Raw genomic sequence first — 20100 nt, forward strand, 5'->3', positions numbered from 1 at the left:
CCGTCGGCAGGGCTGGCACTCGCACGGACGGAGTGCCAGCCCAGCATACGACCGCGGGTCCACTCCGTCGCGCGGCTCGCGGGCGGGCGGGGCCCCGCCACCGGCGGCGGCGGGAGGACCGGGGGTGCTCCCGCCGACGGCGGCCGGCGGGAGCGGCCGATAGGCTGGCCGGCGGGCGGAGCAGGTGCGGGGCGGTCCGGACGGAGGTCGGTTCCCTGATCTTCAAAGCGGTGCGCGAGGGGCGGCCCTATCCCGAGCACGGCATGTCGACCAAGGACTGGGCCATGATCCCGCCGCGGCAGATCCGGCTGGACACCCTGGTGACGACCAAGCGCGAGCTGGCGCTGGACGCGCTGCTCGCCGACGACTCGACCTTCTACGGCGACCTCTTCCCGCACGCCGTCCTGTGGCACGGCGAGATGTACCTGGAGGACGGTCTCCACCGGGCGCTGCGGGCGGCGCTCCAGCAGCGCACCGTCATCCACGTGCGGGTGCTCGACCTCGACGCCCTCATGCCGGCCGAGCCGGCCAGGTAGGACCGCCGTCGGGCCGAGCCGGCCCGCCGGCTACAGCCAGCCGCGCTCGTCGGCCACCCGCGCCGCCTCCACCCGGGTCCGCGCCCCGGTCTTGCCGATCGCCGACGACAGGTAGTTGCGCACCGTCCCCTCGGAGAGGAACAGCCGGCGGGCGATCTCCGCGACGGTCGCGCCGCCGGCGGCCTCGCGCAGGACGTCGGCCTCGCGCCCGCTCAGCGGGGTCGCGCCGATGGCGAGCGCGGCGGCGGCGAGGTCGCGGTCGATGACCCGCTCCCCCGCCACTACGGCGCGGATCGACCGCGCGAGCTCGGCGACCGGGGCGTCCTTGACCAGGAAGCCGGCGGCGCCGACCTCCATCGCCCGCCGCAGGAAGCCGGGGCGGCCGAAGGTGGTGAGGACGACCGCGCGCGTGCCCGGGACCTCCGCCGCCAGCGCCCGGGCGGCCTCGAGCCCGTCGCAGCCGGGCATCTCGATGTCCAGCAGCGCGACGTCGGGTGCGTGCTCGCGGGCGGCGGCGACCACCTCGTCGCCCCGGCCGACCTCGGCGACCACCCGGATGTCGTCCTCCAGCTCGAGCAGCGCGCGCAGCGCCCCCCGGACCATCGACTGGTCCTCGGCGATGAGCACGCGGATCACCGGGCCGGTCACCGGGCCGCCACCGCCGTGCGGACCGGCACCCGTGCCGACAGCCGGAACCCGCGCCCGCCGGGACCGGCCCCCGTCTCCAGCCGGCCGCCGAGCGCGGCGAGCCGCTCGTCCAGCCCGGACAGTCCCGCACCGGCCGGGCCGGCCGGTCCCCGCCCGTCGTCGGTGACGGTGAGCGCGGCTTCGTCGTCGCCGGCCTCGACGGTCACGGTGACCGACCGGGCGCCGCTGTGCCGCAGCACGTTGGTGGTGGCCTCGCGCACGACCCAGCCGAGCACGGCGTCGACCCCGCCGGGCAGGACCGGCAGGGTCCGCGGCGCGGTGAGGCCGACGCCGGCCGCCGACAGCGCAGCCCGGGCCTCGGCCAGCGCGCTGCCGCAGCTCACCTGCCGGTAGCCGCCGACCGCGTCGCGCACCTCGGCCAGCGCCCGCCGCGCGGTGGCCTCGACGTCGGCCATCTCCGCGCGGGCCCGCGCCGGGTCGCGGTCGGCGAGCCGGCCGGCGAGCTCGCTCTTGAGCGCGATGAGCGACAGGCTGTGGCCCAGCAGGTCGTGGAGGTCACGGGCGAAGCGCAGCCGCTCCTCGGCGACCGCGGTGCGCGCGAGCTCCTCCCGCGCCTCCGACAGCTGCGCGTTGAGCGACACCAGCGCCCGCGTGCCGCTGAGGGCGAACGCGGTCAGCACACACATGACCGGGAGGACGAAGAGCTGGCCGAGGACCCCCTCGGCCGCGACCACGGCCGCGCAGACCCCGGCGCAGGCCAGCACCGCCGGCCAGACCCACCGCTGGGGCAGCGCGCCCGCCGAGGCGGCCGACACGTAGATGAGCAGGCCCGCCCACGCCGGCCCCAGCCACGCCGCCAGCGCCACCCCGAGGACGGCGACGGCGACCAGGTACCGCCACGGCGCGGGTCGCCGGTCGAAGAAGCGGCTGAAGACCAGCAGGTAGGCGGCGGTGAAGGCCGCCAGGCCGGCCGCGGCGACCGCACGCACCCACGCCGCCCGGGGTGTGGTGACCAGGTCGGCCACGGGGAAGAACTGGAACAGCAGCCACGGCAGCGCCCAGCTCAGGCGCCGGAGGCTCGGCCGGCGGTCCACGGACGGCGACGCTAGCGGCAGGGAGACGGCCACGGCCCCGAGCCTGCTGCGGCGCGCCCGCCGGCCGGTAGTGCGGGACGTCGCCGGTCCCCCCTGACATCCGTCAGGGGGGACCGGCCCGGTCGTCAGTCGAGGGTCTTGAGGTGGCCGCCGGCGTCGCAGTTGATGAACTGCCCGGTGACGTACCGGGAGGCGTCGGAGGCGAGGAAGAGGACGACCTCGCTGATGTCCTCGGGCTCGACGTAGGGCACCGGCATCTGCTGGAGGGTCGCGAACGCCGGGAGGGCGTCCTCCTGGGTCGGGTTCTCCAGGTCGGGCCGGAAGATCCGGTACAGCCCGTCGTTCATCAGCAGGTTCGTGTTGCAGTTGGTCGGGTGGACGCCGTTGACCCGGATCATCTCCTTGGCCACGGCGGCCGCGGTGGCCTGCACGAACGGGACGAGCGAGCGCTTGGCCAGCGTGTAGGCGCTGCCGCTCTCGCCGATGCCGCCCTTGAGGAGCGCGGCCAGCGAGCCGGTCACGATGACCGAGCCGCCGCGCGGGAGGTGCGGCAGCCCGGCGAGCACCGTGTTGACGACGCCGACCAGGTTCACGTTGAGCACGTCGATGTAGTGCTGGCGGGTCTGCTCGGCGGCGTAGGAGGCGATGCCGGCGTTGGCGCAGATGACGTCGACCTTGCCGAGCTCGGCGATGCCGGTCTCGAACGCGGCCTTCATGGCGTTCGGGTCGCGCACGTCGGCGATCACCTTCACGGCGCGCCGGTCGAGGGCCTCGACGTCCTTGACCGTCTGGTCGAGCTCCGCCTCGGTGCCCATCGGGTAGCCGACCGTGTCGTAGTCCTGGCACAGGTCGACGGCGACGATGTCCGCGCCCTCCTGCGCGAGCCGCCGGGCGTGGCTGCGGCCTTGGCCGTGCGCCGCGCCGGTGATGAAGGCGACCTTGCCCTCGACCCGTCCTGCCATGGTGTGGTCCTCCGACCTGCCGGTGGGCGGGGCGGGCGCCCCGCCGGAACGCGCCGTCGCGTCCGGAAGGCCGGACGGTAGTGACTCCGGCGACCGGTGAACAGGGTTCAGGAGTGCTCGCGGTCAGTCGGTGAGCTCGCGGACGACGGCGTCGGCGAGCAGCCGGCCGCGGTCGGTGAGGACCGCCCGCCCGGCCTCGAGCGCCGCCGGCTCGAGCAGGCCGCGCGCGGCGGCGTCCGCGGCCCGCAGCCGGCCGGCGGCCGACAGCCGGTCCAGCGGCAGCCCGTCGCGCAGCCGCAGCCCCAGCATGACGGCCTCCAGCGCGCGGTCGTCGTCGTCGAGCAGCTCCGAACCGGCCGCCGGGCTCTCCCCTGCCGCCAGCCGCGCGGCGTGCGCGGCCGGGTGCTTGACGTTCCACCAGCGCAGCCCGCCGACGTGGCTGTGCGCGCCCGGGCCGACGCCCCACCAGTTGGCGTTCGCCCAGTAGAGCTCGTTGTGCCTGCAGCGGGCGGCCGGACCGGTCGCCCAGTTGGACACCTCGTACCACTCGAGGCCGGCGCGGCGCAGCGCCGCGTCGGCCTGCTCGTAGCGGTCGGCGAGGACGTCGTCGTCCGGCACGGGGAGCTCGCCGCGGGCGATGCGCCGGGCGAGCCGGGTGCCCTCCTCGACGATGAGGGCGTAGGCGCTCACGTGGTCGACCGGCGCGGCGAGGACGACGTCGAGGGAGGCGGCCCAGTCGGCGTCGGTCTCCCCGGGCGTGCCGTAGATCAGGTCGAGGTTGACGTGCTCGAAGCCGGCCGCGCGTGCCTCGTGCGCGGCCTCGGCGGCCCGGCCGGGGGTGTGCCGGCGGTCGAGCACGGCGAGCACGTGCTCGGCGGCCGACTGCATGCCGAGGCTGATCCGGGTGAAGCCGCCCTCGCGCAGCCGGGCCAGCGACGCGGGCGTCACCGACTCGGGGTTGGCCTCGGTGGTCACCTCGACGTCGGCGGCGACCGGGAACAGCTCGCGCACGGCGGCCAGGACGGCGACCAGGTCGTCGGCCGGCAGGAGCGTGGGGGTGCCGCCCCCGACGAAGACGGTGGACACCTCCGGGCGGTCGGGCCCCAGCACCTCGGCGGCACGGCGCAGCTCGGCGACGACCGTGCCGGCGTACTCGGCGCGGTTGGCCCCGGGCCCGAGCTCGTCGGAGGTGTAGGTGTTGAAGTCGCAGTAGCCGCAGCGGGTGGCGCAGAAGGGCACGTGCACGTAGAGCCCGAACGGCGTCGTCGCCAGGCTCTCGCGCGCCGACGCGGGCAGCGCGAACGGGGCGGCCGGCGGGGCGGGCAGGAGGGGCAGGGCGGCGTCCATCTGCACCCAGTGTGCCGCGCCGTGCGCGGGTGCCCGGCAGGATCGGGCTGTGACCTCCGACCGCGTGCTGCAGGTGTCCGTCGAGCGGGGGGTGGCCCGGCTGACGCTGGACTCCCCGGCCAACCGCAACGCGCTGTCCCGGGCGATGCTCGCCCAGCTGCGCGCGGCGGTGGACGAGGCGCTGGCCGACGACGCCGTCCGGGTGCTGGTGCTGGACCACACCGGGCGGGTCTTCTGCTCGGGCATGGACCTGTCCGAGGCCGCCGGCGCCGGAGCCGGTGACCAGGGGGTGCTCGCCTTCCCGGACCTGCTGACCGCGCTGTGGCACGCGCCCAAGCCGGTGCTCGCCGCGGTGCGCGGTCCGGCCCGGGCCGGCGGCATCGGGCTGATGGCCGCCTGCGACGTCGTCGTGGCAGGGGCGTCGGCGACGTTCGCGATCAGCGAGGTGCGCGTCGGGCTGGTGCCCGCGGTGATCTCCGCGGTGCTGCTGCCGCGGATGCTGCCGCACCTGGCGCACCGGCTGGCGCTGACCGGCGAGGTGTTCGGCCCCGACCTCGCCGTGACCGCGGGCCTGGTCGACCTCGCCGTCGCCGACGACGAGGTCGACGCGACGGTCGACGCCCAGGTCGCGGCGCTGGCCGCGGGCGCGCCCGGGGCGCTGGCGGAGACCAAGCGGCTGCTGCGGTCCGGTGGGCTGCGCGGCTCCTTCGCCGAGCTGCAGGAGATCTCGGCCCGGCGCTTCGCCGGCGAGGAGGGGCAGGAGGGCATCGCCGCCTTCCGGGAGAAGCGCCCGCCCCGCTGGGTGCCCTGACCCCTTGCCGACGGCCTCTCCGCCGGGGACCCTGCCGGCATGACCGACCCGGAGGACCTGCGCGCCCGCTTCCGCTCGCTGCCCGAGCCGGTGGCGCCCGAGGACACCGTCGAGACGCTGGACACCTCCGCGCTGCCCGGTCCGGACGACGACGGTCAGGAGCGCGACCGGATGCTGCGCACCTCCGCCGGCTGAGCGGCCGCTACCGCAGCCGGCGGGTGGCGTCGGGCAGCCGCTCGGTGACGCCGCGCGCGTCCAGCCACTCCATCAGCGGGACGGCGACCCGGCGGCTGGTCCCCCACGCGCCGCGGGCCTGGCTCAGCGTGAACGGCGCCGGGAGACCGGCCAGCCGGCGCCGGGCCTCCTCCTCGACGCCCGGCGCCAGGACGACGCCCTCGGCGATCCGCACCAGCTGGCCCGCGCGGACCGCGGCGGCCAGCTCCCGCGGTCCGAGGCGCGCGGCGGCCAGCTCCTCGGCGTCCGGGGCGGCGAACGGGTCGCCGGCCAGCCGGGCGCGCACCGCGTCGACCGCCCGCTGCACCGCCGGCGGCAGCTCCGCCGCGGCGGCGGCGACCCGCCCGTCGCGCAGCGCCAGCGGAGGGCGGACGACGGCGCGCACCAGGTCGTCGTCGGGCAGGTCCAGCTCCCGCCGGACGACGGCGACGGGCGGTCCGGCCTCCAGCGGGTGCGCCGACCGGTACGCGGCCACGACCCCGGGCAGCGCGGCGGCGAGCTCGCCGAGCAGGCCCGGCGCGACCAGCCACGGCCCGACGCGGTCGGCGCCCGGCGGCACCGGCCACCCCATGGCGGCCCAGTCGGCCGCGCGCAGCACCCGCCGCCTGGCGAGGTCGGCCGCCGCCCCGGCGGGCCCGGCCGGCTGGGCGGCGAGCTCGGCGGCCCGCTGCCGCGCCGCACCCCGCCGGCGCAGCTCCGGCGGGGCGACGTCGCGCACGTCGGCGCCGAGCACCTGACGGGCGCCGGGGTCGCGCAGCAGCACGCGGTCGCCGACCCGCAGCGGGAGCGGCGCCGACAGCCGCAGCCGCACCGCCGTCCCCTCCAGCTGCCGCGCCCGCGCCGTCACCGCCGCCGACCCCACGTGGAGGACGAGCTCGGCCGGCAGGCGGTCCGGCGCCCCCGCGGCGAGGGAGACGTCGAGGAGGTCGGTGCGGAGGAAGGCGCCGGGGGTCAGCAGCGCGTCGCCGCGGGCGAGGTCCTCCACCGCGACGCCGCGCAGGTTGAGCGCCACCCGCGCCGTCGCCTCCGCCCGGTCCACCGGCTCGCCGAGGGACTGCACGCCGCGCACGGTCACCTCCCGGTCGCCCAGCAGCAGCCGGTCCCCGGCGGCGACGCTCCCGGCGGCGAGGGTCCCGGTGACGACGGTCCCCGCGCCGCGGATCGGGAAGGCCCGGTCGACCCACAGCCGCACCGGGGCCGCGCGGTCGGGCGCGGGCAGGCCGGCCAGCAGCGCCTCGAGGGCCGCGGCCACCCCGGGGACGCCGGCGCCGCTGACGGCGCTGACCGCCACCCCGGGGACGGCGCCCATCGACGTGGCGGCCAGCCGCTCGGTGGCGTCGGCCAGCACCGGCGCGGGGTCGGCGACGTCGGCCTTGGTCACCGCGAGCAGGGCGTGCCGCACGCCGAGCGCGTCCAGGACGGCGACGTGCTCGGCGGTCTGGGCCGACCAGCCGTCGTCGGCGGCGACCACCACGAGGGCCGCCGGCACCGAGCCGACGCCGGCGAGCATGTTGCCGACGAACCGCTCGTGGCCCGGGACGTCCACCACGGCCACCCGCCGGCCCGAGGGCAGCGTCGTCCAGGCGAAGCCGAGGTCGATGGTGAGCCCGCGGCGCCGCTCCTCCGCCCAGCGGTCGGGCTCCATGCCGGTGAGGGCGCGCACCAGCGTGGACTTGCCGTGGTCGACGTGCCCTGCGGTGGCGATCACGTCCATGCCGGTCACCTGGCGGCCGCCTCGAGCACCGCGGCGCACAGCGCGTCGTCGTCCTCCGGGAGGACGCTGCGCAGGTCGAGCAGGGTGCGGCCGCCCTCGACGCGGCCGACGACCGGCAGCGGGCCCGCGCGCAGCGGGGCGGCCAGGCCCTCGGGGAGGGAGACCGCGGCGCTGGGCAGCGGGTGCTCCGGCGCCCCTCCCCCGCCGACGCGGGCCGCGCTGTCGACGGGGACGGCGTCGAGGCCGGCGGCGGCCAGCCGCCCGGCCAGCGCCGCCGCCCGTGCCGTCAGCCCGGCCGCGGGGGCGGACAGCATCCGGCGGACCGGGGGCAGCGGCCCGCGCAGGGTCGCCTCCAGCGCGGCGAGGGTCGTCTTGTCGACCCGCAGCGCCCGGTACAGCGGGTGGCGGCGCAGCCGCTGGACGAGGTCGGCGCGGCCCAGGACGAGCCCGGCCTGCGGACCGCCGAGCAGCTTGTCGCCGGAGGCCAGCACGAGGTCGGCGCCGTCGGCGAGGGTGGTCTGCAGGTCGGGCTCGTCGGGCAGCACGGGCTCCGCGGCGGGCAGGCCCGAGCCGACGTCGGCCACCAGCGGGACGCCGGTGCCGGCCAGCGCGGCCGCGAGCCCGGCGACGGGGACCGACCGGGTGAACCCGCGGACGACGAAGTTGGACGGGTGCACCTTGAGCACCGCGCCGGTGTCCGGGCCGAGCGCGCGGGTGTAGTCCTCGGCGGTCACCCGGTTCGTGGTCCCCACCTCGCGCAGCCGGGCGCCGGTGGACTCCAGCAGCTCGGGGATGCGGAAGCCGTCGCCGATCTCGACCAGCTCCCCGCGGGCGATGACCAGTTCGCGGCCCTGCCCGAGCGCGGTGGCGACCAGCGCCAGCGCCGCCGCGCAGTTGTTCACCACCAGCGCGGCCCCCGCCGCGGGGACGGCGGCGCGCAGCGCGGCGAGCGCGGCCTCGCCGCGGGGACCGCGGCGCCCGGTGCCGAGGTCGAGCTCGACGTCGGTGGTGCCGCCGGCGGCGGCGACCGCCGCCCGGGCCGCCGCCGACAGCGGCGCACGGCCGAGGTTGGTGTGCACGAGGACGCCGGTCGCGTTGAGCACCGGCCGCAGGCTCGCCGCGGTGGCCGGCAGCGCGGCGAGGACGGCGGCGATGGCCTCGGCGGGGGCGAGCTCGCCGGAGCGGACGCGGCCCTGCACGCTGCGTACCGCGTCCCTCACCAGGGCGCGGCCCAGCCGCTCGATCGCGGGCGCGAGTTGCCCATCGGCGAGCAGCGTGTCGGTGCGGGGCACCTGACGCCGCGGGTCGGCACTCATCGACTGCGGAGCGTAGGCGCCGGACCGGGGAGCGGCCCGGCGCCGGGACGTTGGCGGAGGCGGACGGGAATCGAACCCGCCTGACCGAGGTGCTCGGCCACGTCGGCTTTAGAGGCCGCGGGGGCCACCAGGCGCCCTGACGCCTCCGGGGACCACACTACTTGCCAACACCCGCTCCGGCGTGTCGTCGGCGTGTCGCGGAAAGTCACGCGGGCACTCGGCGTCGCTCCCCCGGAACTGTCGGTGGCCGGTGTCAGCATCGCTCCCGTGAGCCGCCGCACACAGTTCCGCCACGCCGCCACGCTGCCGCCGGTCGCCCTCGCCCCCGAGGAGGCCGCTGCGGTCGCCGTCGCGCTCGCCGCGCAGCCCGACGGCCCGTACGCCGAGGCCGGGCGGGCCGCGCTGGAGAAGGTGCTCACCGTCCTGGAGCCCGACCCGCAGCGCCGCGCGCAGCTGCTCGCCACCAGCCTGTGGGTGAGCGCCGAGGCCGGGCACTCCGCCGACCTCCGGGCGACCGTCGAGCGCGCCGTGACCCAGCGCCGCGTCGTCGTCCTGCGCTACCGCGACGGCAAGGGCCGCGCGACCCGCCGCGAGGTGGAGCCGCAGCTGCTCAGCCGCGGCGCCGACCACTGGTACCTGGTGGCGTGGTGCCGCGACCGGCAGGCCCCGCGCTGGTTCCGCGAGGACCGGATCGAGTCGGTCGAGCTGACCGAGGAGACGGCGCCGCGCCGCGACCCGGGGCTGTTCGGCGCCCCGTCGACCACCCACCCCGCCGGCCGCGCGCTGGGCCGCGGCGCCACCGCCCGGGTGCCGGCCGCACGGGTGCCCGTCGAGTCGCAGCCGCCCCGGCTCACCGTCCTGCAGGGCGGCCGCGAGGGCTGAGGGAGGACCTCCCTGCCCCCCACCGCTCGCACGCTCGCGGCGGGACCCTGCAGGAGGCCGTCCGAGCGGCGGAGACCTAGGTTGGGGCGGGTGACCAGCGCACCGGCACGGATCCGGCTCACCCAGTACGCGCACGGGGGCGGCTGCGCCTGCAAGATCCCGCCGGGTGAGCTGGAGCAGGTCGTCGCCGGGCTCACCCTGGGCGGCTTCGCCGACCCGGCCGCCGAGCTGGTGGTCGGCCTCGACGACGGGGACGACGCGGCGGTCGTCCGCATCGGCACGGCGGCCGGAGGCCCGGGGACGGGGATCGTGCTGACCACCGACTTCTTCACCCCCGTCGTCGACGACGCGTACACGTTCGGCCGGATCGCGGCGGCCAATGCGCTCTCCGACGTCTACGCCATGGGCGGCACCCCGGTCGTGGCGGTCAACCTGCTCGGCTGGCCGCGCGACGTCCTGCCGGCCGAGCTCGCGGCCGAGGTGCTGCGCGGCGGGCTCGAGGTGGCCCAGGAGGCCGGCTGCCACGTGGGCGGCGGGCACTCGATCGACGACCCGGAGCCCAAGTACGGCATGGCGGTCACCGGCGTGGTCGACGTCGACCGGCTGATCACCAACTCCGGTGCCGTCGCCGGCACGCCGCTGTCGCTGACCAAGCCGCTGGGCGTCGGCGTGCTCAACAGCCGGATGAAGGCCACGGGCGAGGTGTCGGAGGAGGCGGTGGCCTCGATGACCGCGCTGAACCGGGACGCCGGCCGGGCCGCCGTCGCCGCCGGGATCCGCGCCGGCACCGACGTGACCGGCTTCGGGCTGCTCGGCCACCTCTACAAGATGGCGCGGGCCAGCGGGGTCACCGCCGTCGTCGACGCGGCCGCCGTCCCCTACCTGGCCGGCGCCCGAGAGGCGCTGGCCGCCGGCTTCGTGTCCGGCGGCACCCGCCGCAACCTCGACTGGGTGCGCCCGCACACCGACCTGTCCGCCGTCTCGGAGGACGAGGCGCTGCTGCTCGCCGACGCGCAGACCTCCGGCGGGCTGCTGCTCGGCGGCGAGGTCCCGGGCGCCCCGGTCGTCGGCGAGTTCGTGCCGCGCGGGGAGCACGTCGTCGTCGTCCGCTGACCCCTCCGCGAGATCTGCGCAGTCGTCACCACCAGCGGCTGATGCCGTCGACCGTGCAGATCTCACCGGGAGGGGGGCCGGAGCCGTCGGCTAGCGTCCGGAGCCATGCTGGCTGCCTTCGTCTCGACCCCGTCCCCGGAGGACCCGCTCTCCGTCCTGGAGATCGGCGACCGCCCCGAGCCCGAAGCCCCCGAGGGCTGGACGACGGTGCAGGTCAAGGCCGTCTCGCTCAACCACCACGACCTGTTCAGCCTGCGCGGCGTCGGCCTGCCGCAGGAGCGGATGCCGATGGTCCTGGGCACCGACGCCGCCGGCCTGGACGAGGACGGCAACGAGGTCGTCGTGCACGGCGTCGTCGTCGGCACGCCCGGCTGGACCGGGGACGAGACGCTGGACCCCAAGCGCACGCTCTTCTCCGAGCTCCACCAGGGCACGATGGCCGAGCGGGTCGCCGTCCCCCGCCGCAACGTGCTGCCCAAGCCGGCGGAGCTGTCGTTCGCCGAGGCCGCCTGCCTGCCGACGGCGTGGCTGACCGCCTACCGGATGCTCTTCGTGAAGTCCGGCCTGCGGCCGGGGCAGACGGTGCTGGTGCAGGGCGCCAGCGGCGGTGTGGCCACCGCCCTGGTCGTGCTGGGCAGGGCCGCCGGCTTCCGGGTCTGGGTGACCGGCCGCAGCGAGGAGAAGCGCACCGCCGCGCTGGCGCTCGGCGCCGACCAGGCCTTCGAGTCCGGTGCCCGCCTGCCCGAGCGGGTGGACGGCGTCATGGAGACCGTCGGCGAGGCCACCTGGTCGCACAGCGTCAAGTCGCTCAAGCCGGGCGGCGTCATCGTCACCTCGGGCGCGACGACCGGCTTCAACCCCGGCGCCGAGCTCAACCGGGTCTTCTTCACCCAGCTGTCGGTGATCGGCTCGACGATGGGCACCCGCGACGAGCTCGCCGACCTCATCAGCCTGTGCCGGACCTCCGGCATCCGGCCGCAGATCGACGTCGAGCTGCCGCTGTCCGAGGCGCGGGAGGGCTTCGCCCGCATGCTCGAGGGGCGCACCAACGGGAAGATCGTCTTCACGCTCTGACCCCGCACCACCCCACCGGGAGCGGTGGCACCCCGCGCGGGTGCCACCGCTCCCGCGTTCCGGGACCGCCCGTGTCAATCACGGTTGACACGTCCGCTCGATGCAACTTAGGTTGACAGCCATGGCGGACACGGCAGCGGTGGCCACGGCGGCCGCCGACGACGACCCGGCGGTGGGCCTGCGCGCCGTCCGGTCGCTGCGGGTGCTGGTGGAGCGGCTGGAGGCGCTGCAGGTCGGCAACGCGCGCGCCCGGGGCTGGACGTGGGAGCAGATCGCCCAGCTGCTGGGCGTCACCCGTCAGGCCGTCCACAAGAAGCACGCGGCCGGTCGCGGGCCGCTCCGGCGGAGGGACTGAGCGGTGTTCGAGCGGTTCACGCACGAGGCGCGGGAGACGGTGGTCCAGGCGCAGGCGGAGGCCCGGCGGCTGCGCAGCGAGCGGGTCGGCACGGAGCACCTGCTCCTGGCCCTGCTCGGGCGGGGCACGTCCACCGCCGGCGTCCTGGCGCGGCACGGGCTGACCCGGGACGCGGTGGACGCCGCGGTCACCCGGCTCTCCGGCGGCCTGGACGCGCAGGCCCTGGGCACCCTCGGCATCGACCTGGACGCCGTCCGCGAGCGGGTCGAGGCGGCCTTCGGACCGGGCGCGCTCGACCGGCGGCCGGGCGGGCGCACCCGGCGGCACCTGCCCTTCGACCGGCCGGCGAAGGAGGTGCTGGAGCTGTCGCTGCGGGAGACCCTGGCCATGCGGCAACGGACGATCACCGACGGCCACATCGCCCTCGGGCTCATCCGCGAGGGTCGGGGGCTGGCCATGCAGGTGGTCGCCGACCGGGGTGTGGACGCTCAGCGGCTGGCCGGGGAGATCAGGACCGCGCTGCTGTCCTGATCTCCCGGACCGGCGCGGCGGTCCGCTTCGCGATGCGGGCGGCGACCCTGCCCCGGGTCCGCTCGGGCAGCGTCGCCACGGCGGGCGCCAGCTCGGGGAGACGGTGCTTCTCGGTGGTGCAGGCGCGGAACGCCGTCCCGACGGTGACGCCGTGGTCGGGCCGGTCGAGCACCTCGACGAGGTCGCCGGGGCCGACGTCCCCGGTCTCGAGCACCCGCAGGTAGGCCCCCGGCGCTCCGTGCCGGGTGAACCGCTTGACCAGCTGCGGCACGCCCCAGAAGCGCTCGAAGTTCGCGCAGGGGATGCGGCAGTCGGTCACCTGGAGGAGCGCGGTGCCGACCCGCCAGCGCTCCCCCAGCACGGCGCCGGTCAGGTCGAGCCCGGAGGTGCGGAGGTTCTCGCCGAAGCGGCCGGGCGGCAGGTCCCGGTCGAGCTCCGCGGCCCACCAGTCGGCGTCCTCCTGGGCGTAGGCGTACACCGCCTGCCCCTCCCCGCCGTGGTAGCGGCGGTTGACCTGGACGTCGCCGTCCAGCCCGAGCGGGTGGACGGCGACCCGGCCGGGCACCGGGCGCTTGTCGATGCCGGTGCGCTGCGGCTTGCGGTCGGGGACGGACGGGAGGTCGGTGCCCGAGACGCAGACGGCCAGGAGCCGGCCGCTCACTTCTTGCTGGCGGTGGACTCGTTGGTGGAGAGCGCGGCGACGAAGGCCTCCTGGGGGACCTCGACGCGGCCCACCATCTTCATCCGCTTCTTGCCCTCCTTCTGCTTCTCCAGCAGCTTCCGCTTGCGGGTGATGTCACCGCCGTAGCACTTGGCGAGGACGTCCTTGCGGATGGCGCGCACCGTCTCGCGGGCGATGACCCGGGAGCCGACGGCGGCCTGGATGGGTACCTCGAACTGCTGCCGCGGGATGAGCTCGCGCAGCTTGCCGGCCATCATCACGCCGTAGCTGTAGGCCTTGTCCTTGTGCACGATGGCGCTGAACGCGTCGACGGCCTCGCCCTGGAGCAGGATGTCGACCTTGACCAGCGAGGACACTTGCTCGCCGGCCTCCTGGTAGTCGAGGCTCGCGTAGCCGCGGGTGCGGGACTTCAGCGCGTCGAAGAAGTCGAAGATGATCTCGCCCAGCGGCAGCGTGTAGCGCAGCTCGACCCGGGACTCGCTCAGGTAGTCCATGCCGCCGAGCTGGCCGCGCCGGCTCTGGCAGAGCTCCATGATCGCGCCGGTGTAGTCGCTGGGCGCGATGATCGTGGCGTTGACGACCGGCTCGTAGACCGTGTCGATCTTGCCCTCGGGCCAGTCGCTGGGATTGGTCACCGTGTGTTCGGTGCCGTCCTCCATGACCACGCGGTAGACGACGTTGGGTGCGGTGGAGATGAGGCTGATGCCGGCCTCGCGCTCCAGCCGCTCGCGCACGATCTCCAGATGCAGCAGGCCCAGGAAGCCGACCCGGAAGCCGAAGCCCAGCGCCGCGGAGGTCTCCGGCTCGTAGGTGAGCGCGGCGTCGTTGAGCAGCAGCTTGTCCAGCGCCTCGCGCAGCAGCGGGTAGTCGCTGCCGTCGATCGGGTAGAGGCCGGAGTAGACCATCGGCTTGGGGTCGCTGTAGCCGCCGATCGGCTCGGCCGCGGGCTTGTGCTGCAGCGTGACGGTGTCGCCGACCCGGGACTGGCGGACGTCCTTCACCCCGGTGATGAAGTAGCCGACCTCGCCGACGCCGAGGCTCTCGACCGGCTTGGGCTCCGGCGAGATGACGCCGATCTCCAGCAGCTCGTGGGTGGCGCCGGTGGACATCATCTTGATCCGCTCGCGGGCGGAGATGCGGCCGTCGACGACGCGGACGTAGGTGATCACGCCGCGGTAGATGTCGTAGACCGAGTCGAAGATCATCGCCCGGGCGGGGGCCTCAGCCTCGCCCTCGGGCGCCGGGATCTGCGCCACGATCGCGTCGAGCAGCGCCGGCACGCCCTCGCCGGTCTTCCCGCTGACCCTGAGGACGTCTGCGGGGTCGCAGCCGATGATGTGCGCGATCTCCGCGGCGTACTTCTCCGGCTGGGCCGCCGGCAGGTCGATCTTGTTGAGCACCGGGATGATCGTGAGGTCGTTCTCCAGCGCCAGGTACAGGTTCGCCAGCGTCTGGGCCTCGATTCCCTGGGCGGCGTCGACCAGCAGCACCGCGCCCTCGCAGGCGGCCAGCGACCGGGACACCTCGTAGGTGAAGTCGACGTGGCCCGGGGTGTCGATCATGTCGAGCACGTACTCGGTGCCGGCGCCCTCCCCCGACTGCGGGGTCCACGGCAGGCGCACGTTCTGCGCCTTGATGGTGATGCCGCGCTCGCGCTCGATGTCCATGCGGTCGAGGTACTGGGCGCGCATCTGCCGTGCCTCGATGATCCCGGTCACCTCGAGCATCCGGTCGGCCAGCGTCGACTTGCCGTGGTCGATGTGGGCGATGATGCAGAAGTTCCGGATGCGGGCCGGGTCGGTGGCAGCAGGAGTCGTCACAGTGCTGCCCATCGTCCCATGCCCGGCCGGGGTGGCGAGCGCCTTCCCGGGGCGCGCCGCCGACCGGGGGCTGCCGGGTGGGCGACCCCGCGGTGTGGGCGCGCGCCGGCGACGCTGGTATCTTGGCAGGCCGGTCCGTGATCGCAGGGAATCGACCCCGTGTCCGGACGCACTGTCAGACTCCCTCCAGCGAGACACCGAGGCTCACGCGTGGCGAACATCAAGTCCCAGATGAAGCGGATCAAGACCAACGAGAAGGCGCGTCAGCGCAACGTCGCGGTCAAGTCCGCCCTCAAGACGGCCGTGCGGCGGGTCCGCAGCGCGGCCGACTCCGGGGACGCGGCGGCGGCGACGACCGCGCTGCAGTCCGCCAGCAAGCTGCTGGACAAGGCCGCCAGCAAGGGCATCATCCACAAGAACCAGGCCGCGAACCGCAAGTCGGGTCTGGCCAAGCAGGTCGCCGGCCTCCAGGGCTGACCGAACGCCTTCGACGAGCCCCCCTCCCGCCGCGCGGGAGGGGGGCTCGTCGCATGTCGGGGGTGTCGCCTGCTCGGCGACGCCCTGCTCCACGACGCCCTGCTCAGCGACGCCCTGCTCAGCGGGGGCCGGCGCCGGCGGGCCCGCTCAGCGGCGGCTCGACGTCGTGCGGCCCGCTCAGCGGCGGCCGGCGGTCTCGGCGCGGATGCCGACGATCCGGCGCACCGCCTGCTCCAGTGCGTAGTCGGCGCTGGCGGCGGCGCCCTTGACGTCGGCGTTGAGCGACGCGGTCACCGCCACGGCCTGCTGGAGTCCGTCGATCGTCCAGCCGCGGGCGTGCTTGAGCCCGTCCTCGGCCTTCCGCTTGGGCCACTTGAAGGTCCGCATGAGCTCGCCCGAGGAGCGGACGTTGACCGCCTTGGCCCGCGCCGCCGTCCGGACGGCCTCGGCCAGCGCATCGGCGATGAGCACGTGCGGCACCCCGCCGTCCAGCGCCCACCGCAGGACCTCCATGGAGCCGGAGCTGTCGCCCGACATCGCCTTGTCCGCGACGGCGAAGCCGTTGGCCTCCGCCTGTCCTCGGTGGAAGCGCGCGACCGCGTCGGCATCGATGCTGCCCTCGAAGTCCGACACCAGCTGGCTGGCCGCCGACGACAGCTCCCGCAGGTCGTTGCCCACGGCCTCGACCAGGGCCGTGACGGCATCGGGTGTGATGCGCCCGCCGGCGCGCCGCACCTCGTTGCGGACGAACCCGCCGAGCTCGTTCGGCCAGACCTTCGGGCACTCGTCGACGGCCGCGCCGGCCGACCGGAAGGCCTTGAGCAGCGCCTCGTTGCGCTTGCCGCCGTGGTGGACGACGACCAGCGTGAGGTCGGGGTCGGGGTCCTTCGCGTAACCGGTGAGCGCATCGCACAGCGCCCCGGCCGCCTCGTGCACGCCGGTGACGACGACGAGCCGGTGCCCGCCGAACAGCGAGGGCGCGAGCACGTCGGCCAGCTCCCCCACCGGTAGCCCCGCGGCGACGAGCTCGTGCAGCTCCACCTCCGGGTGGCGGGCGAGGACCGCGGCCCGGACGGCGGACAGCGCGCGGGCGCGCAGCAGTTCCTCCTCGCCGACCACGACCCGCAGGTGCGACGTCGGAGCGGGGGGTGCTGCAGCCACACCGGCATGGTGTCACGCGGTGCCGACGCTCCCGCCGCGCCGCGACGGCGTCGCCGGCCGGCTGCGGCGCAGCGTGGAGGTCGGGGTCGGCCGCCGGGGCCGCCGCAGCGTCGCGGGACACCCCGCGCGGGACGACGGCCCACCGCCGCCCGGTCCCGGTCACCGCGACGTCCCCGGAGCGGTCGGTGCGGTAGACCCGCATGCCCTCGCCGGCCAGCCAGCCCAGGAGCCGGCGCGTGGGGTGGCCGTAGGTGTTGTCGGCGCCGACCGACACGATGGCCACCTGCGCACCGCTGGCCGCCAGGAAGGCGGGGTCGTTGTCGGCGCTGCCGTGGTGCGGCACCTTCAGCACGTCGGCCGACAGGTCGACGCCCCGGCGCATCAGCCGCTGCTCGGCCTGTGCGCTGAGGTCGCCGGTGAGCAGCACGCGCAGGCCGCGCACCGTCACGCGGGCGACCAGTGACAGGTCGTTCGGCTCGGCGCTGCGCGTGGCGATCTCCGGCGCGGGTGCCAGCACGTCGACGGTGGCCGGCCCCACGCGGCGCCGGTCGCCCGGCACGAGCACCTCGCGCCGCGCGCCGGCCCGGTCCACGGCGCCGCGCAGCGCCGCGGCCCGGTCGTCGGCCGGGGACAGCGTCCCGGTGGCGACCACGCCGACGTCCCGGCCGGCCAGCGCCCCGGCCAGCCCACCGGCGTGGTCGGCGTCCAGGTGCGACAGGAGGACCAGCGGCAGCCGGTCGATGCCCAGCCGGTCGAGGCAGCGGTCCACCGCCCCGACGTCGGGGCCTGCGTCCACGAGCACGCCCTCCCCCGGGCCGGTCGGCACGACCAGCGCGTCCCCCTGGCCCACGTCGCAGGCCACCAGGACCGCGTCGTCGGGCGGCCAGCCCCGGGTCACCTGGCGCAGCGGCCAGCCCACCAGCACGGCGCCGACGGTGAGGGCGAGCACCAGCCCTCGGAGCCGCGGCCACCGCCACAGCGCGAGCGCGGCGGCCACGAAAAGGCCGGCCAGGACCACGGCCCCCGGCGTGCCGGCCGGCCAGCCGACGGCCGCGTCCGGCAGGCCGGCGGCCGACCGGGCGACGACCACGAGCCAGCGCACCGGCCAGCCCGCCAGCCAGGTGAGGCCGTCGGCGAGCGGCGCGGCCACGGGACCGGTGACCGCCGCGAGCAGCCCCAGCACCGTCGCCGGGGCGACCGCGGGCGCCGCGAGCAGGTTGGCCGGGAGGGACACCAGGCTCACCAGCCCGGACAGCCCGGCGACCAGGGGCGCGGTCGCGAGCCCGGCGGCGGCGCTGACCGCGACCCCGTCGGCGAGCAGCCGGGGAGCGCCGCGGCTCCGCAGCCTCCGGGACCACGACGGCGCCAGCAGCACGATGGCTGCGGTGGCGGCCACGGAGAGGGCGAAGCCGCCGCTCCGCGCCAGCCGGGGGTCGACCAGCAGGAGTACGACGACGGTGGCGCACAGCGCCGGCACCGCGGCCCGCGACCGGCCCGAGGCCAGTGCGACCAGCGAGACCGCCCCCATCGCGGCCGCGCGGAGGACGCTGGCGGTCGGCCTGGCCAGGAGCACGAACCCCACGAGCGCCACCGCGGCGACGAGCGCCTGGACCCGGCGGTCGACCGCCCGCCGGCGCAGCGGCGCCAGGACCCCGGCGAGGACGATCGCCACGTTGGCCCCGGACACGGCGGTCAGGTGCGAGAGGCCGGCCCGCCGGAAGTCCTCCTCGAGGACCGGGTCCATGCCGCTGGTGTCCCCGACCACGAGACCGGGCAGCAGCCCCGCCGCGGCCGGCTCCAGCACCCGGGCCGCCGAAGCCGCGAGGGCGGCGCGGAGCCCACCCGCGGCACGCTGGCTCCACGGCGGGTCCCCGGTCAGCTCGGGCGGACCCCGCGCCGAGACCCGCGCGACGACGCCGTCGGCCGGGGACGCGGGCCCGAGCACGGCCCGGGTCCGCACGGTCTGCCCGGGGAGCAGCCCGGCCCAGCCCTCCGCCTCGGCGAAGACGACCACCCGGTCGTCGAGCGCTGCGCCTGCTCCGCCGCCGGACGACAGGAGCGTGGCCGTCGCCTCCACGACCACGCGCGGGGGCCCGACGCCGGTGATCCGCCGGGTGTCGGACGTCGTCTGCAGCTCGAGCACCACCGTGCCGGCACCCGAGGCCGCGGCCGCCAGCGGCGAGGCCTCGTGGGCCCAGGTGCGGACGGCCGTGCCCGCGGCCACCAGGACCAACGCGGCGAGGGCCACCGCCACCACGGACGAGCGCCGGGATGCCGAGGACCGCACGAGCAGGACGGCGGCTCCGGCGGCGGCCAGGGCGATGCCCGCGAGCGCCGGCCAGGGCGCCAGCGGCCCGGCCAGCGTGGTCGCCCAGACGACGGCGGCCGCCGGGGCCAGCCGCAGGTCGGTCCACGTCCACCGCCGGTCGCCCTTAGCCGGCGATCCGCTCACACGGTCACCAGGTCGGCCAGCTCGTCGAAGACGACCGGTCCGATGCCCGGCACGTCCTCCAGCTGCTCGACCGACGTGAAGGGGCCGTTCTCCGTGCGGTGGTCGACGATGCGCTGGGCCAGGACCGGCCCGATGCCCGGCAGCGCGTCCAGCTCCGCGACACCGGCGGCGTTCAGCGACACCCGGCCGGGGGCCGCCGGGGGCCCTCCGGCCGGCACCGCGGCGCCGGGGACCCCGACGGCGATCTGCTGACCGTCGGACAGGACCGCTGCCAGGTTGACCGCCGCGGGATCGGCGTCGGGCAGCAGACCCCCCGCCGCGGCGATCGCGTCGGCGACCCGCAAGCCCTCCGGCAGCACCACCAGGCCCGGTCGGGCGACCCGTCCGACGACCGAGACCGTGACGGTCGAGGCCGACTCGGCCGCCGGCCCGACCGAGGGGGTGGCCGGCGCCTGCCCGGGGGCGCTCGCCGGCGCCGTGCTGCCGTCCACCGGTTCGGTCCGCGGCCGGTCGAGCACGGTCCACCCGACGAGGAGCAGGGCGCCGAGCACCCCGGTGACCACGAGCGCCCGGACGCTGGAGCGAGCCGGGGCGACCCGCACGGCCGACCCCGGTGCCCGGTGCCGGCCGATGCCGGCCGGGACGCCGTCGACGTCCTCGGTCTGCCGGACGACGTCGCGGTCGGGCGCATCGCCGGCGAGGTCGCCGTCGAGGTCGTCGTCGGCCGGCCCCCTGGCGGGCTCCGGGGTGCGCCGGCGACCAGTGGGGCCGTCGGCCCCGGGCAGGTCGTCGGGCAGCCAGCCGCCGCCGCGGCGGCCCTCGTCGAGGAGCACCCGCAGCCGGGCCCGGATCACGTCGGCGTCGTCGGCACGGCGGGAGGAGAGGCGCACC

At 76.6% G+C, this 20100-nt stretch carries 20 protein-coding genes, 1 tRNA gene and 1 pseudogene; 10 read left to right on the forward strand and 12 right to left on the reverse strand.

The genetic code is table 11. The annotated features are described in order from the left end of the window. Positions 1-32 precede the first annotated feature (32 nt). A complete protein-coding gene (locus ACI8AX_RS06015) occupies positions 33-536 on the forward strand; it encodes a type II toxin-antitoxin system VapB family antitoxin (RefSeq protein WP_456548878.1) in 504 nt (167 codons plus the stop codon). Positions 537-566: 30 nt separating this feature from the next. Here the strand turns inward: ACI8AX_RS06015 and ACI8AX_RS06020 are convergent, their stop codons facing one another. The 4 genes from ACI8AX_RS06020 to hemW form a co-directional block, all read right to left on the reverse strand. Further along, positions 567-1184: a response regulator transcription factor gene (locus tag ACI8AX_RS06020; RefSeq protein WP_456548879.1), complete on the reverse strand. Its 618-nt coding sequence runs from the start codon at positions 1182-1184 to the stop codon at positions 567-569. Further along, positions 1181-2278 (reverse strand): sensor histidine kinase, encoded by a 1098-nt coding sequence (locus tag ACI8AX_RS06025; RefSeq protein WP_456548880.1) that lies wholly within the window; start codon positions 2276-2278, stop codon positions 1181-1183. The genes ACI8AX_RS06020 and ACI8AX_RS06025 overlap by 4 nt, the downstream gene beginning before the upstream one ends. Positions 2279-2403: 125 nt before the next feature. Further along, positions 2404-3240, reverse strand: a complete 837-nt coding sequence (locus tag ACI8AX_RS06030; protein ID WP_456548881.1) for a mycofactocin-coupled SDR family oxidoreductase — start codon at positions 3238-3240, stop codon at positions 2404-2406. Between the two features lie 123 nt (positions 3241-3363). Next, positions 3364-4587, reverse strand: coding sequence for a radical SAM family heme chaperone HemW (hemW, locus tag ACI8AX_RS06035; RefSeq protein WP_456548882.1), 1224 nt, complete (start codon positions 4585-4587; stop codon positions 3364-3366). Between the two features lie 49 nt (positions 4588-4636). Here hemW and ACI8AX_RS06040 point away from each other — a divergent pair, with 49 nt between their 5' ends. Together ACI8AX_RS06040 and ACI8AX_RS06045 are read left to right on the forward strand one after the other, a co-directional pair. Continuing rightward, positions 4637-5398: an enoyl-CoA hydratase-related protein gene (locus tag ACI8AX_RS06040; protein WP_456548883.1), complete on the forward strand. Its 762-nt coding sequence runs from the start codon at positions 4637-4639 to the stop codon at positions 5396-5398. Between the two features lie 39 nt (positions 5399-5437). Further along, positions 5438-5593 (forward strand): hypothetical protein, encoded by a 156-nt coding sequence (locus ACI8AX_RS06045; RefSeq protein WP_456548884.1) that lies wholly within the window; start codon positions 5438-5440, stop codon positions 5591-5593. A gap of 7 nt (positions 5594-5600) precedes the next feature. Here the strand turns inward: ACI8AX_RS06045 and selB are convergent, their stop codons facing one another. From selB to ACI8AX_RS06060, 3 genes are all read right to left on the reverse strand, one after another. After that, a complete protein-coding gene (selB, locus tag ACI8AX_RS06050) occupies positions 5601-7346 on the reverse strand; it encodes a selenocysteine-specific translation elongation factor (protein ID WP_456548885.1) in 1746 nt (581 codons plus the stop codon). A 5-nt stretch (positions 7347-7351) separates the two neighbouring features. After that, entirely contained in the window at positions 7352-8662 is a 1311-nt protein-coding gene (gene selA, locus ACI8AX_RS06055; RefSeq protein ID WP_456548886.1) for an L-seryl-tRNA(Sec) selenium transferase, read from the reverse strand. A gap of 51 nt (positions 8663-8713) precedes the next feature. Further along, positions 8714-8809 (reverse strand) — tRNA-OTHER (locus ACI8AX_RS06060). Positions 8810-8929: 120 nt separating this feature from the next. Between ACI8AX_RS06060 and ACI8AX_RS06065 the strand changes: the two genes are divergently transcribed. The 5 genes from ACI8AX_RS06065 (at position 8930) to ACI8AX_RS06085 (ending at position 12617) form a co-directional block, all read left to right on the forward strand. Next, positions 8930-9544, forward strand: coding sequence for a helix-turn-helix transcriptional regulator (locus tag ACI8AX_RS06065; RefSeq protein WP_456548887.1), 615 nt, complete (start codon positions 8930-8932; stop codon positions 9542-9544). Positions 9545-9634: 90 nt separating this feature from the next. Then, positions 9635-10657 (forward strand): selenide, water dikinase SelD, encoded by a 1023-nt coding sequence (gene selD / locus ACI8AX_RS06070; RefSeq protein ID WP_456548888.1) that lies wholly within the window; start codon positions 9635-9637, stop codon positions 10655-10657. Between the two features lie 105 nt (positions 10658-10762). Beyond that, entirely contained in the window at positions 10763-11731 is a 969-nt protein-coding gene (locus ACI8AX_RS06075) for a zinc-binding dehydrogenase (RefSeq protein WP_456548889.1), read from the forward strand. 121 nt (positions 11732-11852) lie between these two features. After that, complete coding sequence (locus tag ACI8AX_RS06080; protein ID WP_456548890.1) at positions 11853-12086, forward strand: helix-turn-helix domain-containing protein; 234 nt, start codon at positions 11853-11855, stop codon at positions 12084-12086. 3 nt (positions 12087-12089) lie between these two features. Beyond that, a complete protein-coding gene (locus ACI8AX_RS06085; protein WP_456548891.1) occupies positions 12090-12617 on the forward strand; it encodes a Clp protease N-terminal domain-containing protein in 528 nt (175 codons plus the stop codon). Here ACI8AX_RS06085 and ACI8AX_RS06090 read toward each other — a convergent pair. Then, positions 12595-13278, reverse strand: coding sequence for an MOSC domain-containing protein (locus tag ACI8AX_RS06090; RefSeq protein WP_456548892.1), 684 nt, complete (start codon positions 13276-13278; stop codon positions 12595-12597). The two genes, ACI8AX_RS06085 and ACI8AX_RS06090, sit on opposite strands and share 23 nt — an antisense overlap. Then, positions 13275-15131: a translation elongation factor 4 gene (gene lepA, locus ACI8AX_RS06095; RefSeq protein ID WP_456548893.1), complete on the reverse strand. Its 1857-nt coding sequence runs from the start codon at positions 15129-15131 to the stop codon at positions 13275-13277. The genes ACI8AX_RS06090 and lepA overlap by 4 nt, the downstream gene beginning before the upstream one ends. A 198-nt stretch (positions 15132-15329) precedes the next feature. Between lepA and rpsT the strand changes: the two genes are divergently transcribed. Continuing rightward, entirely contained in the window at positions 15330-15596 is a 267-nt protein-coding gene (rpsT, locus tag ACI8AX_RS06100) for a 30S ribosomal protein S20 (protein ID WP_456548894.1), read from the forward strand. Between the two features lie 177 nt (positions 15597-15773). Here the strand turns inward: rpsT and holA are convergent, their stop codons facing one another. Beyond that, the gene (holA, locus tag ACI8AX_RS06105; protein WP_456548895.1) at positions 15774-16757 is read right to left on the reverse strand and encodes a DNA polymerase III subunit delta; all 984 of its coding nucleotides are present in this window, start codon (positions 16755-16757) and stop codon (positions 15774-15776) included. A 19-nt stretch (positions 16758-16776) separates the two neighbouring features. Here holA and ACI8AX_RS06110 point away from each other — a divergent pair, with 19 nt between their 5' ends. After that, positions 16777-17220, forward strand: coding sequence for a hypothetical protein (locus tag ACI8AX_RS06110; protein WP_456548896.1), 444 nt, complete (start codon positions 16777-16779; stop codon positions 17218-17220). Here the strand turns inward: ACI8AX_RS06110 and ACI8AX_RS06115 are convergent. After that, positions 17137-19209, reverse strand: a pseudogene (locus ACI8AX_RS06115) (ComEC/Rec2 family competence protein); the annotation flags it as partial. The gene ACI8AX_RS06110 and the pseudogene ACI8AX_RS06115 overlap by 84 nt on opposite strands. Beyond that, positions 19206-20099, reverse strand: coding sequence for a helix-hairpin-helix domain-containing protein (locus ACI8AX_RS06120; RefSeq protein WP_456548897.1), 894 nt, complete (start codon positions 20097-20099; stop codon positions 19206-19208). The gene ACI8AX_RS06120 and the pseudogene ACI8AX_RS06115, both read right to left, overlap by 4 nt. Position 20100: the final 1 nt, after the last annotated feature.

It is taken from the genome of Blastococcus sp. SYSU D00813 (assembly GCF_054050735.1).

Bases quoted from the DNA above. Each gene is read 5' to 3' on its own strand.
- ACI8AX_RS06030 (WP_456548881.1), bottom strand. From the start codon at position 3,240: ATGGCAGGACGGGTCGAGGGCAAGGTCGCCTTCATCACCGGCGCGGCG.
- hemW (WP_456548882.1), bottom strand. From the start codon at position 4,587: ATGGACGCCGCCCTGCCCCTCCTGCCCGCCCCGCCGGCCGCCCCGTTC.
- ACI8AX_RS06045 (WP_456548884.1), top strand. From the start codon at position 5,438: ATGACCGACCCGGAGGACCTGCGCGCCCGCTTCCGCTCGCTGCCCGAG.
- selB (WP_456548885.1), bottom strand. From the start codon at position 7,346: ATGGACGTGATCGCCACCGCAGGGCACGTCGACCACGGCAAGTCCACG.
- selA (WP_456548886.1), bottom strand. From the start codon at position 8,662: ATGAGTGCCGACCCGCGGCGTCAGGTGCCCCGCACCGACACGCTGCTC.
- ACI8AX_RS06075 (WP_456548889.1), top strand. From the start codon at position 10,763: ATGCTGGCTGCCTTCGTCTCGACCCCGTCCCCGGAGGACCCGCTCTCC.
- ACI8AX_RS06080 (WP_456548890.1), top strand. From the start codon at position 11,853: ATGGCGGACACGGCAGCGGTGGCCACGGCGGCCGCCGACGACGACCCG.
- lepA (WP_456548893.1), bottom strand. From the start codon at position 15,131: ATGGGCAGCACTGTGACGACTCCTGCTGCCACCGACCCGGCCCGCATC.